The following is a 16,490-nucleotide window of genomic DNA, read 5'->3' as shown; positions in this document are numbered from 1 at the left end:
CGAGCGTCCTGCTGATAAAAAGACCGTCATGCTGAGCGGAGTCGAAGCATCTCTACCGCAATAGTAAATGAATTACTTGCACAGTAGAGATGCTTCGACTCCGCTCAGCATGACGGTCTTTTTTTAAGAGTTCGGGCGAGTCGTTTCGCCTAGGCAAAGCTACAGCTTCACCACGCGCTGCACCTGGCTGAAATCAGCCCCACTCAACCGCAGCACATAGGTGCCGGCCGCCAGCCGGGCCGTGCGCGGCCCGATTTCTGTCTGCAACTCCTCGGCCGTGCCATGCAGCGTGAGCAGGCGCTGGCCTAGGGCCGACACCACTTCCAGCGTCATCGGCTGGGCCGCGAAGCCGCTGATGCGGAGGTTGAACGCGCCGGGCGCGGGGTTCGGGAAAACGTCGATTTTCCCGCTCGTGGCGGCCCAGCCGGTGGCCGTGACGGTGGTGCGGAAATTCAGCCCGATGAGCACCGGGTCGTGGTCCGACGAACGGAAGGGGCTGGTGATGTCGGTGGCCGCACCGGCGATGTCGTACTCCAGAAATTCGGGCTCGCTGGCGTTGATGTGCCACTTTTCCACGGCCGCGTGGCCCGTCAGGTTGCCGCTGAGCACGGCGTGGTCGAGGCTGCCGCTCAGGCCGCTGTATAGGTAGGAGGCACTGCTGGCCGGGCTGGGCAGCACGAAACCGGCGGCCCGCAGAATGTCCATCGGGTCTTCCTCGTAGTTGGCGTTGTAGTCGCCCACGCTCACCACGTAGCGCGTGCCGGCGGGCTTCACGGTGTTGTTGATGAACTGCACCAGGGCCGTGGCCTGGCCCTTGCGGCGCAGGTTAGATGGGCCCTGGCCGTCGAACTGGTCAGCGTTGGCTCCGCTGCCGCTGGCCTTCGACTTAAGATGATTAACGACGAGGGCAAACGTGTCGCGGGCCGCGGCCGTGGTGCGGTTGGTGATGAAAATCTGGGCCAGGGGCGGGCGCTCAAACACGCCGGTTACGGTGGCCAGCAGGGCCGGGCCGGAGAGCGTCACCGCCGCCGGCTTGTATAGGATGGCGCAGTGAATCAGGTCGGTATCGTTGGGCTGGGAGTTCGCGCCGCCGTCATTTACAAAGGCGTAGGTGCCCGCGCCCATGAGCTGGTTCAGGCCGTTCACCAGGTCCTGCACGGCCGAGTTGGCCCCGGTGCCGTCGTTCTCCACCTCCATCAGGCCCACCACGTCGGCGTTCATCTGGGAGATGGCGACGAGGATTTTGCTGCGCTGGCGCTGGAAATCATCAAAGGTAGCTGCCCCGCGTGAGGTGGGGAAGCCCGCGCCCAGGCCGTTGCCATTGAAGAAGTTAAGCACGTTCATGCTGGCGATTTTCACGTCAATCGGCCCGAAGGTGGGCACCGGGGGGCGCACCGTCACCACGGCCGGCGCGTCGGCCCCGGCCAGGGGCTGGATGCGCCATTTGCTGTTGCCGTAGCCCATGATGCCGCGCAGGCTGGCCACGGTGCTGCCCGCCCGCACGGTTTGGGTGGCGGCATCGAGGTAGGGGATGGGCGTGGGGTTGGTGGCGGCGCGGCCGTCGTCGAGCAACAGGCTTTTGTTGACGTTATCGGCCTGATAGGCGTTCACGGCGGCCACGTTGCTGGTGCCGCTGCTGCTGGTGCCACTGGCGGGGTTGTCGTTGGGGTCCACGAACTGCGTGGGCTGGTACACGAGGCCGCGCAGGGAGATATTCAGCTCGCCGCGCGATTTCAGCGCTGCTACGTCTGACACCGTGATGGGGGCCGAAAACTGCACCCGCATACCCTCCAACGGCTCGGCATCAGCCATCGAAAAGGTGGCGTTGTCGATGACGCGAAAAGCGGGCTGTGGGCTACTGGCTGCCAGCACCATGATGGTGGGCGCGGTGAGTACGGCTTGGCCGAATGAAGGCGAGACGAAGTCTTCCTGCACCACGCCGGTGATGCGCAGGCGGTTGCCCACGGCTACCGTGGGGCTGGTTTGCACCACAAACAGCGCATCGGAAGTGGCGGGGTTGCCGTCGGCGCTGGCCGCGTCGTTCTGGATGTAGAAGCCGGCCGGGCTCAGGTCGGCGTACACGCCCGTCACCACGCCCTCGATGGTGTAGGTGCCCGCCGTGGCCAGTGCCCCGGTGCCCTGAATGGTGCCGATGGGTGTGACCGTCTGGGCCTGCACCAGGGCCGGAGCCAGACTACCGGCGGCTAAGGCAACAACAAAGGGGAAAAACGAGCGGGTAAAAACCTTCATCAGCAAGTGGAAAATTAAGAAAACCCAATGCGGGGCTATAAATATACTAGCGTTTCGGTGGTTGGAATCGATTGCGTCAAACCGCAGCAATAAGCTCAGCCATACGTCGGCGGGCGGCAACTCTGGGCCAGGCCGGGTACGTAAGCAGGGCTGTTGATATTAAATCCTTGCCTTTCCCCGTTAAAAACCCATGTTCCAGGAAAATACTGCTTTCAATACCGCCTTCAGCGCCGAAGCCGAAAACGGCTATGATGAGTCCCGCCGCCACTTTATCAACCACGCCGGGCGCGGCCTGCTGGCCGTGGGCGTAGCCAGCGCACTACCTATCGCCGCCGCCGAAGCCCACAAAGCCGCCGAAGCCGCCGCGCCGCCCGCCACCGGCCCGCTCGATATCAAGCTGCCGCCCCTCGAAGCGCCTACCGACCCCAAAGGTGCCGACCCTTTCAACCCCGACGCGCCCGACCGCCGCGTGGGCTACGCGCTGGTGGGCCTGGGCCACCTCACGCTCAATGAGATTCTGCCCGCTTTCGGCAAGAGCAAGCACGCCAAGCCGGTGGCTCTGGTGAGCGGCGACGCCGACAAAATGGCCAAAGTGGCCAAGCAGTACGGCATCAAAGCCAGCAGCTGCTACTCGTACCAGACCTACGATAAAATCAAGGACAACCCCGAAGTGGAGGTGATTTATATCGTGCTGCCCAACTCCATGCACCACGAATTCACGCTGCGCGGGGCCAAAGCTGGCAAGCACATTCTCTGCGAAAAGCCGATGGCTAATTCCGTGAAGGAGTGCGAGGAAATGATTGAGGCCTGCAAAAAGGCCGGTAAAAAGCTCATGATTGCCTACCGCATTCAGTACGAGCCGCTGAACCGCCAGGTGCAGAAGTTGGTACGCGATAAAACCTACGGCGCGACCAAAATGCTGCAGATGATGAACACCCAAAATCAGGCCCACGACCAGCAGTGGCGGCACAAAAAGGCCCTGGCCGGCGGCGGCTCGCTGCCCGATGTGGGACTGTACTGCCTCAACACCACGCGCTTCCTGCTGGGCGAGGAGCCGACCGAGGTTTCGGCCCAGATTTACAGCACGTCGGGCGACGACCGGTTCAAGGAAATAGAAGAGAATGTGAGCTTTACGCTGCGCTTTCCCAGCGGCGTGATTTCGCAGTGCATGACGGGCTACGGCTCTTTTAACAACAAGAGTTACACGGTGTATGCCGAAACCGGCAGCATCGAAATGGACCCGGCCTTCCCCTACCACGGCCTCCACCAGGAGCGTATCCATGCGCCCGACGGCAAGCAGATGAAGGAGACGCCAAACGACCCCGGCAAAGACCAGTTTGCCCTCGAAATGGACCACATGGCCGAGTGCGTGCGCCAGAACAAAACCCCCTACACGCCCGGTGAAGAAGGCTTGCAGGACCAGCGCATCATGGAAGCCATCTACCAGTCGGCCCGCGAAAACCGGCCGGTAAAATTGCCTGCCGTGGCTAAAATAGACGCTTTCCGGGGCGAGGCGCCGAAGGACGAGGCGTAAACTTTAAGCCGGCTACCAGCTTTAGTAACCCGTCATGCAGAGCGCAGCGAAGCATCTTTACCGCAGCAGTAATCAGATTTACTTATTGCGGTAAAGATGCTTCGCTGCGCTCTGCATGACGGCCGTATTGCGCCGTTCCATAAATCGATAAACCCGCCCAGTCATGCGCACCATCAAGCAACAGCACCGCGCCGTGAGCGCGCCCATTGCCGACCTCACCACCTACCGCGCCCTGCCTACCAATTCGGTCGAATACATCGACCCGTTTCTGTTTTTGAACCACCACGGGCCGCAGGTGTACCGGCCCCACAACCGCGGCCTGCCCTTCGGCCCGCACCCGCACCGGGGCTTCGAAACCGTCACCTTCATTCTCGAAGGCGACATTCTGCACAAGGACAGCAGCGGGCACGAAAGCGTGATTGAGGCCGGCGGCATTCAGTGGATGACGGCCGGCAGCGGCCTGATTCACGCCGAAGTTTCCTCCGATAATTTCAAAGCCCACGGCGGGCCGCTCGAAATTTTGCAACTGTGGGTGAACCTGCCGGCCAAGGACAAGATGACGGCCCCACGCTACATCGGCCTGCAAAAAGACGAAATCCCGGCCGTGACGCTGGCCGATGGCGTGGTCATCCACGCCGTATCGGGCGAGTGGGCGGGCACCGCCGGGGCCGTGCAGCCGCTGGCCGACGTGGCGCTGGCCTGGCTGGAGTTGCCGGCCGGCAGCCGCGTTACGCTGCCCATCGCGGCGGCGCGCAATATCTTTTTCTACACCGTACGCGGCACGCTGCGCGTAAACGATACCGAAACCAAGGCCCTGCAGCTGGTCGAATTCAACCACGACGGCGACGAGCTGACCATCGCTGCCCACGAGGCGAGCGTGGTGCTACTGGGTCATGCCCAGCCGTTTGGCGAGCCCGTGGTATCGGCGGGGCCGTTTGTGATGAACACGGAGGCCGAGATTCAGCAGGCTTACCGCGACTACCAGCGCGGCGCGTTCGGGAGCTGGAACGGCTGACCGCAAAAAAGTGCCGGGTTCATAACCTCTGCCCAGGGTTAGTGGTTGAGGCGTGCGACCTGCTGCGCGCCGATGCTTTGCGCCGGTTGCTAAAGTTGGGAGGCCGTTTTCTCGTTTGTAATTAGTTGATGCTTACTCCCAGTCGTTCCCTGTATTTTGAAAATAGCGCCGGGCGCGTTTGGGAAGAGCCCGCCAGCTACATCCGCTTGGAATACCGCGCCGGAACCCGCGAGGTGGCTCAGTTTCGGGCCTTGCTCACCCACACGGCCCAAGCGCTGAGCCGGCGAAAGTGGAGCAAAATTCTGGTCGACCAGCGTGAGATGGCCCCTTACAACCCTGTCGAGCAGGACTGGATGACCAACGAGTGGCTGCCCCGCACCGTGCGGGAAAACGGCTACCGTTTTGGCGCTATTCTGGTGGCCCACAACGTATTTGCCCGGCTGGCTACCAATCAGTTCATCATGGCTTCGCGGGAATTGCCGCACACCTACCGCACCTTCGAAATAGAAGCAGAGGCCGTGACCTGGCTGACAGAGCAGCGCTGAAACTGGCAGTAGCATGCCATAGTGCCGGGCTAATTCAGGGTAATGATTCGGCCGTGCCGATAATAATGGGCTCGCTGTGTAGTTTTGATTCCAACTCTTTCCCAGCCTGGTTATGCTCAAATCCTTCTGCCTTGTGCTAATGCTTGCCGTGACAAGCATGTCTGCTTCTGCCCAGACCACCCCCACCGCCAGCCCAACCACGGTTGCCCAGTCGCAGTACTGTATTCTGGTGAGCACCGGCTCACACTACTCCGATACGGATGTGCGGCTGGATTACGGGCAGAACGTCAAAAATGCCGTGGTCGACCTTCAAATGGTGCACGCCGATGCGGCTATCAGTAAGCTCGGTAATGTTGTGGCGGCCCTCAACTACATGAGCAGTTTGGGGTGGGAATGCATCGGGCTCAACACACTGCCATCGAGGATTAATCAGGCCACGGGTGGTTACGTTGATTCTCAAACGGGCTATTTGCTGCGGCGGGCCAAATAGGTTCTGGTCGCGATTAAATTCACGAGTGTTTGGCCGTGTGTGCCCTCCGCCGGACTCACAGCAGGCCCGAGATAATGTTGATGCTCAGGGCCAGAATGGTGGTGTTGAAAGCGAAGGATAGCATGCTGTGGAACAGCACCAGCCGCCGCATGCGCAGCGTGGTAACGGTGACGTCGGAGGTTTGGGTCGTCATTCCCACCACGAAGGCGAAATAGACAAAATCCCAATACGAGGCAGGCGGCGCGCCTGCGAACACGAGCCCGGTATGCCAGGCATTCTCCTTAATATCGGGCAGCAGGCTAAAGTAGGTGTGGGCATAATGCAGCGCAAACAGCGTGTGCATCAGGCACCAGGTACCCACTATCGCCACGGCTGATACCAGGATGTGCTCGATGCGCTCTTCAATGGGCAGCTGTCGGATGTCATGCAGCAGCAGCAGCACGGCCACAATACAAACGGTGCAGCATAAGAATACCACTACCAAGAGCAAGGCCCAGGTACGGCTGGGGTGCAGCGACTTCACAATGCTCCGCATATCGGCAAAGTGCGTCTGCAAAATGGTTATCCAGCTGATGGTCAGAATGCTCAGCACAAACCCATCCCAAGCCACGAGGAAGCGGGTAATAAACTTGAAATCAGCCGGGGATGATAAGTAAAAAACGACCGCGACGCCCAGCGCCAGCAGCAGCTGCAGCAGGCGCGCAATCAGGCCCCGGCGCGAATGCCGCAAAGCGGAGCGCATCATTACGGCAGTAGAAGCCATAGCCGAAAAACCGCTAGTGAACCATCGGACCGTGGCATCCCCAACCGCCAGCGGCAATCGGGAAGGCTCTACTAAGATAGTAAAAATAGCGCGGCTTGAATATTTGGCCCGGCGTTCGTCGGGCTGCGGGCTAGGCGGCTGGTACCGGCTGGGCGGGCACTTCGGCCGCCACATCAATCTGCCCGGCCAGCAGGTCCTCAAACGTCTGGCGCTTGCGGATGAGGCGCAGCTCGCCGGCTTCGGTCAGGAGCACTTCGGCGGGGCGGGTGCGCGAGTTGAAGCTGCTGCTCATCTCGAAGCCGTAGGCCCCGGCGTTGTGAAATGCCAGCAGGTCGTTTTCGCGGATATCGGGCAGCAGCCGGTCCCATGCGAAGGTATCCGTCTCGCAGATGTTGCCCACCACTGTGTACAGGCGCTCCGTGCCCTTGGGGTTGGTCAGGTTGCTGATGTGGTGGTAGCTGTCGTAGAACATGGGCCGGATGAGATGGTTGAAGCCCGAATTCACGCCCGCAAACACCGTGGCAGTGGTTTGCTTAACCACGGCCACGTTCACCAGCAGGTAGCCGGATTCGCTTACCATGTACTTGCCGGGCTCGAACCAGCATTCCAGCGGGCGGCCGTATTCCTTCTCAAAGGTCTTGAAGGCTTCGGCCACCTGTTTGCCCAGGGTGGCCACGTCGGTTTCGGGGTCGCCGGGCTTGTAGGGCACTTTGAAGCCCGAGCCGAGGTCCAGAAAGTCGAGGTCGGGGAAGCGGCCGGCGGCGTCGAACAGAATTTCGAGCGAACGCAGGAACACGCCCACGTCCTTGATTTCGGAGCCCGTGTGCATGTGCAGGCCGCGCACGTGCAGGCCGGTGCCCTTCACCACGCGCTCCAAATGCCGCATTTGGTGAATCGAAATGCCAAACTTGGAGTCGATGTGGCCGGTTTGAATCTTGTAGTTGCCGCCCGCCTCAATGTGCGGGTTCAGGCGCACGCACACTGGGTAAGAGCCGCCAAACGTGGCCCCGAACCGCTCCAGCAGCGAGATGTTATCAATGTTTAGATTCACTCCCAATTCCTTGGCTTCCACCAATTCCTCAAACGTCACGCTGTTGGGCGTAAACAGAATGTTTTCCGGCGCGAAGCCTACGTGCAGTCCCAGGCGTACTTCGTTGATGCTCACGCAGTCGAGACCCGAACCCAGGCTGTGGATGTGCCGCAGAATAGAAACGTTGCTCAGCGCCTTACAAGCGTAGAAAAACCGGGTTTTATGGCCCGCGAAGGCTTTCACCAGTTTCTTATACTGCCCCGTGATGGTGGCCGCATTGTAGACGTAAAGAGGGGTGCCGAACTGGTCGGCCGCAGCGCGCAGCGCATCGTTAATACCTGACATAATCACAAAAGTACGGCCTAAGCAGCCGCTCCGAATACCGTACAACCAATGAGTAGCCCAACGTTCCCCGCCTTCTCACCGCCCGAAACCCGCGAAGTCTGGCTGCGCGGCCCGCTGCCTGATATGCCGCCGCTACTTCAGCCCATCGCGCACGCCCTGCTGCAAGCCCGCGAAGAGCTAAATGCCGGGATGCAGGATTTCCCGCCCGCGCTGCTCAACGAGCGGCCCAGCGGGGTGGCTTCGGTGGGCTTCCACCTCCAGCACCTGACCGGCGTGCTCGACCGCATCTTCACCTACGCCCGGGGTGAAGCGCTTTCGGAGAATCAACTAGCAGCTTTAGCCGCTGAGAATCCGCCTTTAGCTATTGAGAATGATGCGGTGCAGAAGCTGGTGCAGTGCTTTAGCGTGCAGGTAGATAACGCGTTGGCGCAGCTTCGGAGCACTGATGAAATAACGCTAACGGAAGGGCGTGGAGTGGGTCGGGCGCAACTGCCGTCCACCGTCATCGGCTTGCTGATGCACGCCGCTGAGCACACCACCCGCCACCTGGGCCAGCTGCTGGTAACGGCAAAATGGGTAAAAATGTAGGGTGCGGGGCTTGCCCCCGCCCGTCGTTGAACTACTTCAAAACGTGCCGTTCAACGACGGGCGGGGACAAGCCCCGCACCCTACTTCTAACGCGGGCCCGCCGCCGAAGTCACCCGCGGCCGGGCACGCTCGTACTGCGCCGGCCACTGCACCTCCGCGCCCAAATCCTGCGCGGCAAAGAGCGGGAAATATGGCTCGCGCAGAAACTCCCGCGCCAGTAGCACGATATCAGCCTGGCCGCTGGCCACAATAGCTTCAGCCTCGGCCGGCGTGGTGATGAGCCCCACCGCGCCGGTCAGAATCCCGGTTTCTTCCTTAATGCGCTCGGCAAACTGCACCTGATAGCCGGGGCCCACGGGGATGGGCGCTTTGGGCACGTTGCCGCCCGTGGAGCAGTCAATCAGGTCTACGCCGCGCGTTTTGAGCATGGCCGCCAACTGGATTGATTCGTCGGCGTTCCAGCCGCCTTCGGTCCAGTCCGTCACGGAGAGGCGCACGATGAGCGGCAGGTCCTCGGGCCACACTTCGCGGGTGGCGGCCACCACCTCCAGCAGCAGCCGGATGCGATTTTCAAACGTGCCGCCATACTCGTCGGTGCGCTGGTTGCTCAGCGGCGACAGAAACTCGTGCAGTAAATAGCCGTGGGCCGCGTGCAGCTCAATCACCTTGAAGCCCGCCGCCAACGCCCGCTGGGCCGCCGCCTGGAAATCGGCAATAACCTTCTGAATACCGGCCGCATCAAGGGCCGTCGGCATCGGGTAGTTGTCGTTGAATGGTACATCGGTGGGGCCAACCACCGGCCAGCCACCTTCGCCCTCTATTATCACGCCCTCGCCCGACCACGGCCGGTAGGTGCTGGCCTTGCGGCCGGCGTGGGCCAGCTGCACGCCGGGCACGCTGCCCTGCGCCGCGATGAAGGCATTGATGCGCTGCAACATGGGCACGTGCTCGTCTTTCCAGATGCCGAGGTCTTCAGGACTGATGCGGCCCTCTGGCGACACGGCCGTGGCTTCCTGAATAATGAGGCTGGCCCCGCCCACGGCCCGGCTGCCCAGGTGCACCAGGTGCCAGTCGTTGGCAAAGCCGTCTTCGGCGCTGTACTGGCACATGGGCGATACCACAATGCGGTTTTTCAGGATGACGCTGCGGAGCGCGAGGGGTTCAAATAGCTTAATCATAAAGATGCTAGGGGAGATGCGAAGCTGAGTAAACCCGTTTTGGGGCGTTTGGGTTATGGTGTTACGTGGGTGGGTAAGGCCAAAACGTCATGCTGAGCGCAGTCGAAGCATCTCTACCTCAGAAATAATTCAATCGAAACAACGAGGCAGTAGAGATGCTTCGGCTGCGCTCAGCATGACGTGCTTAATTCAGCGCGAACGAATTCCGTCGAAATTTGCTTTTCCCAAATCCATCCCTACCTTGCAACCGCAAACGCACCCAACCATGCTCCAGACGCGCTACTTTTTTGGCTTTTATTACTTCTACGCCACCGCGTAGAACGAGCCGCCGTTTGTAGCTAACTCCCACAAACTTCTCCAGCGCCGCTCGTTCTTCGGGAGGCGCTTTTTTAATGCCCGGTTTTTCGATGACCACCCTGCACCACGTCTTTTTTTATTACGCTTATTACTTCTTCTATCCGAAGAAGCCGGCCCTTTGTTGCCAGTGTTAACCACCACACTGCCTCCCAACAAGCCCAGGGCCACCGCACAACGGAGGCCCTTTTTTATTGCCCAATAAATCGCACGCATCATGCCCCAGCACGTTTCCATTCAGGGTTTCCAGGGAAGTTTCCACGAAGTCGCGGCCCGTCGATATTTCGGCGCGCAGCCGGCGCTGCTGGCCTGCGCCACCTTCGGCGCGGTGGTGGCGCACGTCGTGAACGGCACCGCCGATGCCGGCCTTATGGCCATGGAAAACTCGCTGGCCGGCAGCATCCTGCCCAACTACCTGCTGCTGGAGCGCCACGCCGTGCGCGTAACCGGCGAGGTGTACCTGCCCATTCACCAGCACCTGCTGGCGCTGCCCGGCACCACGCTGGCAGAAGTGCAGGCCGTACACTCGCACCCCATGGCCCTGCGCCAGTGCGGCGAGTTCCTCGACCGCCACCCGCACTGGAAGCTGGTGGAAACCGACGACACCGGCCACAGCGCCCAGCTCCTGGCCGAGCAGCGCACGCCCGGCGTGGCCGTGGTAGCTGGCGCGCAGGCCGCCGAGCAGTTCGGCCTGCAAATCCTGGCCCCTGCCATTCACGACGACCCGCACAACTACACCCGTTTTCTGGTGCTGGAGCGCGCCGCAACGGCGGTTGCTGACCCACAGGCCGACAAAGCCTCTCTCTATTTCTGTGCGCCGCACGCGCCGGGCAGCCTGGCCGCCGTGCTCACTCGCGTGGCTGCCCACGGACTGAATTTGAGCAAGCTGCAATCGTGCCCCCGGCCGGGCCAACCCTGGCACTATGGATTTCACGCCGATGTAGAGTTTGAGGAAATCGGCCAGTTGGAAGCGCTGCTGCGGGATTTGGAGCCCGTGACGGAGGAGCTGCGGGTGCTGGGAGCCTACCGGCGCGGCAGCATGGCCGAGGCGATGGGCGAGCAAACTCCCCTCCTTGTCAAGGAGGGGACGCCGGCGCGAAGCGCTGGCTGGGGTGGTTAAGACGTTGAACGATGCCCGAACAATTTTCCGAACGAACCTAGCGCCCACCGTTCAACGCCCACAACCACCCCCGTTTTCGCTGGCGCAAAAACATCCCCTCCTTGGTAAGGAGGAGAGTTTGCTCAACAACTCAACCTGATACCATGAATATCCCCATTGCCAGCCGCTTGGCCCACACCGGCGAATATTACTTCTCGCGCAAGCTGCGTGAGCTGGCCGCGCTCAACGCGGCCGGGGCCAATATCATCAGCCTGGGCATTGGTAGTCCGGATTTGCCGCCGCACCCCAACGTAATTGAAGCGCTGTCCAAATCGGCAGCGCTCCCCAACGCGCACGGCTACCAGAGCTACCAGGGTACCCCGGCGTTGCGCGGCGCAATGGCCGATTTCTACCAGCGCCACTACGGTGTGACGCTGGACCCGGCCACGGAAATTCTGCCGCTGCTGGGCTCGAAAGAGGGCCTGATGCACATCGGGATGACATTTCTGGAAGTGGGTGACGCCGTGCTCATCCCCAACCCCGGCTACCCGACTTACCGAGCCGTGGCCGAAATCTGCGGAGCCGAGGTGCGTGAGTACGACCTAACGGCCGCCGCCGGCTGGCTGCCCGATTTGGATGCGCTGGCCGCCACGGACCTCTCCCGCGTGAAGCTCATGCTGGTGAATTACCCGCACATGCCCACCGGAGCCGGGGCAGATTTGCCATTTCTCACACGCCTCGTGGCGTTTGCTAAAGCCAACGATATTCTGCTGGTGCACGACAACCCGTACGGCTTCATCCTCAACGAAACGCCGCCGGTGAGCCTGCTGGCCGTGCCCGGGGCCCGCGAAGTGGCCATCGAGCTGAACTCGCTAAGTAAGAGCCACAATATGGCGGGCTGGCGCGTGGGCCTGCTGGCCGGCCGCGCCGATGTTATCGCCGATGTACTCCGCTTCAAGAGTAACATGGATTCGGGCATGTTTCTGCCGGTGCAGCAGGCGGCAGTGGCGGCCCTTGCGCTGGGCGACGACTGGTTTCAAGAGCTGAACGCCACCTACCGCGCCCGGCGCGAGCTGGTGGTAGAGCTGCTGCAAGCTTTGGGCTGCGCGCCCGCGCCAGGCCAGACGGGCCTGTTCATCTGGGCGGCGGTGCCGGCTGGCTTCGCCGATGGCTTCGCCCTGAGCGATGCCGTGCTGGCCGAGGCGCGCGTGTTTCTCACGCCGGGCGGCATTTTCGGCAGCAATGGCAACGGCTACATCCGGGCCAGCCTGTGCCAGCCGGAAGCGCTGCTGCGCGAGGCGCTGGAGCGCATTCAAGTTGCTTCTCAGTCTGTCAAATCATGAAAGTTACTGTAATCGGATTAGGCCTTATCGGCGGCTCGTTGGCGCTGAGCCTGCGGCAGCACGGTTTGGCGCAGCACCTCATCGGCGTTGAAAACAGCCCGGTCCACGCGCGCCGCGCCTTAGAGTTGGGCTTGGTTGATGAAATCGAAACCGACCTGACGGCTGCCGTGCGCCGCGCCGACCTCATCGTGGTGGCCGTGCCCGTGGATGCCATGGTGGCCGTGTTGCCACCGGTGCTGGACATCATCACGCCGCAGCAGGTGGTTATCGACGTCGGCTCGACCAAGCAGGCACTGCTGGCGGCGGTGGCCGGGCACCCGCACCGGGGCCGTTTTGTGGCCGCGCACCCCATGGCCGGCACCGAGCACTCGGGACCGGAAGCGGCGGTTTCGGGCTTGTTTGAGGGGAAAACGGTGGTGCTTTGCGATGTGGAGCACAGCGATGATGACGCCGTGCAACTGGTGGAAAAGTTGTTTCAGGCGCTGCCCATGCGGCTGCTGTACCTCAACGGGGCCGACCATGACGTGCACACGGCTTACGTGTCGCACATCTCGCACATCACCTCATTTGCCCTGGCGCTCACGGTGCTGGAGAAGGAGAAAGAGGAACAGCGCATCTTCGATTTGGCCAGCGGCGGGTTCGAGTCGACGGTGCGGTTGGCCAAGAGCGCGCCGGCTACGTGGGTGCCCATTTTCCGGCAAAACCGGCTCAACGTGCTCGATGTGCTTGATGAGCATTTGCATCAGTTACAGCACCTGCGCGAGCTGCTGGCGCGGGAAGATTACGACGGGCTGGCCGAGCAGATTCGGCAGGCTAATCACATTCGGAAGATTCTGCCGTGATAGACGAAATCAAGAAATCAATCAATACTAAAAGCAATACCATGAACCCAACCATGAAATCCGCCCTGTTCAATCGCCAGCCCGATGACAAGCCTTACCTCATCTCCGGGCCGTGCTCGGCTGAGACGGAGGAGCAGGTGCTCGAAACCTGCCAGCGGCTGGCTGCTACCGGCAAGGTACAGGCCCTGCGTGCCGGCATCTGGAAGCCCCGAACCAAGCCCGGCGGCTTCGAGGGAGTGGGCACGAAAGGGCTGCCCTGGCTCAAGAAAGCCAGTGAGCTAACCGGCCTGCCCATTGCCGTGGAAGTGGCTACGGCCAAGCACGTGGAGGACTGCCTGGCCTTTGGCGTGGACATTCTGTGGGTGGGCGCGCGTACCACGGGCAACCCGTTTTCGGTGCAGGAGATTGCCAATGTGCTGCGCGGCGTGGACGTGCCGGTGCTGGTGAAAAACCCCATTCACCCCGAGCTGGAGCTGTGGGTAGGGGCCGTGGAGCGCCTGCAAAAGGCTGGCCTCACGCACGTGGGCCTTATTCACCGGGGCTTTTCGAGCTACGGCAACACCGATTTTCGCAACGCGCCGATGTGGCACCTGCCCATCGAGATGAAGCGCCGGATGCCCGAAATGCCGCTGCTCTGCGACCCCAGCCACATCTGCGGCCGGCGCGATACACTGTTTGCCGTGGCCCAGCAGGCCCTCAACCTGGGCTTCGATGGCAACATGATTGAAAGCCACATCGACCCCGACCACGCCTGGAGCGATGCCAAGCAGCAAATCACCCCGGAGGTGCTGCGCGACCTGATTCAGGACCTGGTGTGGCGGCACGAAACCACCGACCAGCGCGAGTTCCTCACCGCTCTCTCCGGCCTGCGCGAGCAAATCAACCAGCTCGATGCCGAGATTATGCAGCTGCTGGGCCGCCGCATGGCTGTGGCCGAGAAAATCGGCCTCTACAAGAAGGAAAACGACATAACCATCCTTCAGACCAGCCGCTGGAACGAGGTGCTGGAGCGCGCCCAGCGCCAAGGGGCCTCGGTAGGCCTCACCAGTGACTTTGTGGAGCAATACCTGGCTGCCGTGCATCTGGAGTCCATCAATCGCCAGAATAAGGTGATGGAAGGATAGTTGTTTGTCATTGCAGCAGTGCTGCCATTGCGAGTCGTAGCCGAAGCAATCCGGTACAATGTGCGAAGCCCTGAGATGTGAAAAGCCCCGGTACTGTGCAGTGCCGAGGCTTTCTGGTATAAGAAAATGTCTGGTGTTGACAGGACAGATTGCTTCGTCGCCGCTTGATGCGCGTAATGCTCGCAATGACAGACGCGACGCGCTCCGACAGCGTCTACTCCACCACTAGGCGGCGGGCGGCGGTGTTCCGTCCAGCCTGCACCTGCACGGCGTAGATGCCGGACGGCAATCCGGTCAGGTTCATTTCCTGACGCAAGCCGGCGGTGGGCAGGGTCACGGTTACGGTGCGGATGGCCCGGCCCATTGCATCGCGCAGGGTGAGGATAGCCGTGGCCGTGCCGGGCAGCGCGGGCAGCGTGAGGGTGGAGGTACCGTGGGCCGGGTTGGGGTAGAGCGCAAAGTCCGAACCGCTCAGGGCCGAGGTAGTGGCCGTGGTGGTGAGGGCGGAGGGGTCGATGAGGTGGGCCATGAAATTGGTGGACTGGCCGGCCGAGGAGCTGTTGAGCGTCTGGCTGCCGAAAGTGGCCGTGTTCTGGAAATTGCCGGTCAGGTACATGCGGGTACCGCTCATGGTGACGCACGAAGCGGTGGTGTTGGTAGGGCTACCGCCGCGCTGCGACCAGTCGACAGTGGCGCTGGTGCCATCGTCACTGAGGCGGGCCACCAGGGCGCCACCGCTGCCGGCCGCCAGTGTCGTGCTGCCGATGGTGACCGTGCTGCTGGCAAAGCTGCCCGCCAGATACACCCCGCTGTTGCCGTAGAGGGCCAGGCCGGTGCCTTTGTCGTCGTCGGGGCCGCCGGCCTGGCGGGCCCAGCTCCAGACGGCCGTGCTGCCGGCATCCTGCACGGCGGCCACGAAGGCATCGGTGGTGCCGGTGGGGCCGGCGTTGGTGATGGTGTGGCTGCCCGTGGCCAGCGCCGTGCTGGAGAAGGTGCCGGCGACGTACACCACGGGGCCGTTCACGGCCAGGGCATTGCTTTGGTCGGTGCCCGCGCCGTTGGCCCGCAGCGCCCACTGCCAGGTAGCGGTGGTGCCCGCATCGGTCAGCTTGGCTACGTAGGCATTGGAAGCCCCGCCGTTCGGGACGGTGGTAGCGCCGAAGGTGGCATTCTGGCCCCCGATGGAGCCGGTGGCGTACACGCTGGAGCCGTTCAGGGCCAGGGCGTTGACGTACTTGCTGCCCGAGCCCGTGATGGTCTTCACCCAGTTCACGCTGGCGCTGGTGGTGCCATCAGTCAGCTTGGCCACGAAACCGTCGTAGGCCGTGCCGGTATTGGAGCTGGTCAGCGTGGTGCTGCCGAACTGGGCCGTGGCGCTGGCAAACTGCCCGCCCACAAACACGCTGGTGCCGGCCACGGCTAGGGCATTGGCCGCGTCCTGGCTGGTGCCACCAAATTGCTGCGCCCAATCGACGGTGGCCGAAGAGCCGGTATCGGTGAGGCGGGCCACGAAGGCATCGGTGGTCACCGAGTTGGCGCTGCCATAGTTGGCCAGGTTGAGGGTGCCGAAGGCGGCATTGGGGCTGATGAAGGTGCCGGCCACGTACACGCGGGTGCCGCTTAGGGCCACGGCCGTTACCTGGTCGAGGTCGGAGCCGCCGAAGCGGTAGGCCCACACGAAGGCGCTGGTAGCCGGGCTCCACTTGGCCACGAAGCCGTCGGTGCCGCCGGTGCTAATCATCGTGGTGCTGCCAATGGTAACAATGCCGGAGAAAGACCCCGCCACGTATAGGTCGCCGCTGAGGTTGGAAGTGGTGGCTTTAATGGATAGATTGGAGCTGCCGCCGCCCACTACCAGGGCCGACTGCCAGAGGGGGGCAGGGGTTTGGGCCTGGGCCGCGGATCCGGCCAGCAACCCGGCCAGCAGCAGTACGCCCGCCAACCAGCTGCCTGATAAGAAATTGATAACGTATTTCATTTTAATAAGAGA

General features: G+C 62.0%; 14 protein-coding genes. 9 read left to right on the top strand and 5 right to left on the bottom strand.

Going from position 1 to position 16,490, the window contains the following annotated elements:
- Positions 1 to 159: 159 nt before the first annotated feature.
- Positions 160 to 2,250 (bottom strand): ExeM/NucH family extracellular endonuclease, encoded by a 2,091-nt coding sequence (locus AAFH49_RS10675; protein WP_342297977.1) that lies wholly within the window; start codon positions 2,248 to 2,250, stop codon positions 160 to 162.
- Positions 2,251 to 2,440: 190 nt separating this feature from the next.
- Between AAFH49_RS10675 and AAFH49_RS10670 the strand changes: the two genes are divergently transcribed.
- The 4 genes from AAFH49_RS10670 to AAFH49_RS10655 all read left to right on the top strand — a co-directional run bounded on the left by AAFH49_RS10670 (position 2,441) and on the right by AAFH49_RS10655 (position 5,834).
- Complete coding sequence (locus tag AAFH49_RS10670; protein ID WP_342297975.1) at positions 2,441 to 3,784, top strand: Gfo/Idh/MocA family protein; 1,344 nt, start codon at positions 2,441 to 2,443, stop codon at positions 3,782 to 3,784.
- Positions 3,785 to 3,947: 163 nt separating this feature from the next.
- A complete protein-coding gene (locus AAFH49_RS10665; protein WP_342297973.1) occupies positions 3,948 to 4,799 on the top strand; it encodes a pirin family protein in 852 nt (283 codons plus the stop codon).
- Between the two features lie 128 nt (positions 4,800 to 4,927).
- Positions 4,928 to 5,344 (top strand): hypothetical protein, encoded by a 417-nt coding sequence (locus tag AAFH49_RS10660; RefSeq protein ID WP_342297971.1) that lies wholly within the window; start codon positions 4,928 to 4,930, stop codon positions 5,342 to 5,344.
- Between the two features lie 157 nt (positions 5,345 to 5,501).
- Complete coding sequence (locus tag AAFH49_RS10655) at positions 5,502 to 5,834, top strand: hypothetical protein (protein WP_342297968.1); 333 nt, start codon at positions 5,502 to 5,504, stop codon at positions 5,832 to 5,834.
- Between the two features lie 55 nt (positions 5,835 to 5,889).
- Here AAFH49_RS10655 and AAFH49_RS10650 read toward each other — a convergent pair whose 3' ends face one another.
- Both AAFH49_RS10650 and lysA read right to left on the bottom strand, forming a co-directional pair.
- Positions 5,890 to 6,597: a DUF1345 domain-containing protein gene (locus AAFH49_RS10650; protein WP_342297967.1), complete on the bottom strand. Its 708-nt coding sequence runs from the start codon at positions 6,595 to 6,597 to the stop codon at positions 5,890 to 5,892.
- A 130-nt stretch (positions 6,598 to 6,727) separates the two neighbouring features.
- On the bottom strand, positions 6,728 to 7,972 hold the full coding sequence (lysA, locus tag AAFH49_RS10645; protein WP_342297965.1) for a diaminopimelate decarboxylase: 1,245 nt from the start codon (positions 7,970 to 7,972) through the stop codon (positions 6,728 to 6,730).
- 48 nt (positions 7,973 to 8,020) lie between these two features.
- Here lysA and AAFH49_RS10640 point away from each other — a divergent pair, with 48 nt between their 5' ends.
- A complete protein-coding gene (locus tag AAFH49_RS10640) occupies positions 8,021 to 8,560 on the top strand; it encodes a DinB family protein (protein WP_342297963.1) in 540 nt (179 codons plus the stop codon).
- Between the two features lie 86 nt (positions 8,561 to 8,646).
- Here the strand turns inward: AAFH49_RS10640 and AAFH49_RS10635 are convergent, their stop codons facing one another.
- Positions 8,647 to 9,738, bottom strand: coding sequence for an NADH:flavin oxidoreductase/NADH oxidase (locus tag AAFH49_RS10635; protein ID WP_342297961.1), 1,092 nt, complete (start codon positions 9,736 to 9,738; stop codon positions 8,647 to 8,649).
- Between the two features lie 571 nt (positions 9,739 to 10,309).
- On the opposite strand from AAFH49_RS10635, the gene AAFH49_RS10630 reads away from it, so the two are divergent.
- From AAFH49_RS10630 to AAFH49_RS10615, 4 genes are all read left to right on the top strand, one after another.
- Positions 10,310 to 11,212 (top strand): prephenate dehydratase, encoded by a 903-nt coding sequence (locus AAFH49_RS10630; RefSeq protein ID WP_342297960.1) that lies wholly within the window; start codon positions 10,310 to 10,312, stop codon positions 11,210 to 11,212.
- Positions 11,213 to 11,355: 143 nt separating this feature from the next.
- A complete protein-coding gene (locus AAFH49_RS10625; protein WP_342297958.1) occupies positions 11,356 to 12,534 on the top strand; it encodes a pyridoxal phosphate-dependent aminotransferase in 1,179 nt (392 codons plus the stop codon).
- On the top strand, positions 12,531 to 13,376 hold the full coding sequence (locus AAFH49_RS10620; protein ID WP_342297957.1) for a prephenate dehydrogenase: 846 nt from the start codon (positions 12,531 to 12,533) through the stop codon (positions 13,374 to 13,376). The genes AAFH49_RS10625 and AAFH49_RS10620 overlap by 4 nt, the downstream gene beginning before the upstream one ends.
- Before the next feature lie 53 nt (positions 13,377 to 13,429).
- Entirely contained in the window at positions 13,430 to 14,500 is a 1,071-nt protein-coding gene (locus AAFH49_RS10615; RefSeq protein WP_342297956.1) for a chorismate mutase, read from the top strand.
- A gap of 214 nt (positions 14,501 to 14,714) precedes the next feature.
- Here AAFH49_RS10615 and AAFH49_RS10610 read toward each other — a convergent pair whose 3' ends face one another.
- Positions 14,715 to 16,478 carry a T9SS type A sorting domain-containing protein gene (locus tag AAFH49_RS10610; protein WP_342297954.1) on the bottom strand — a complete coding sequence of 588 codons (1,764 nt, stop codon included), beginning with the start codon at positions 16,476 to 16,478 and terminating at the stop codon, positions 14,715 to 14,717.
- Between the last annotated feature and the right edge of the window lie 12 nt (positions 16,479 to 16,490).

Source organism: Hymenobacter segetis (assembly GCF_038448715.1).
Classification (GTDB): Bacteria; Bacteroidota; Bacteroidia; order Cytophagales; family Hymenobacteraceae; genus Hymenobacter; species Hymenobacter segetis.
Note: the sequence above shows the minus strand (reverse complement) of the source record. Positions and strands in the feature narration are given on the sequence as shown.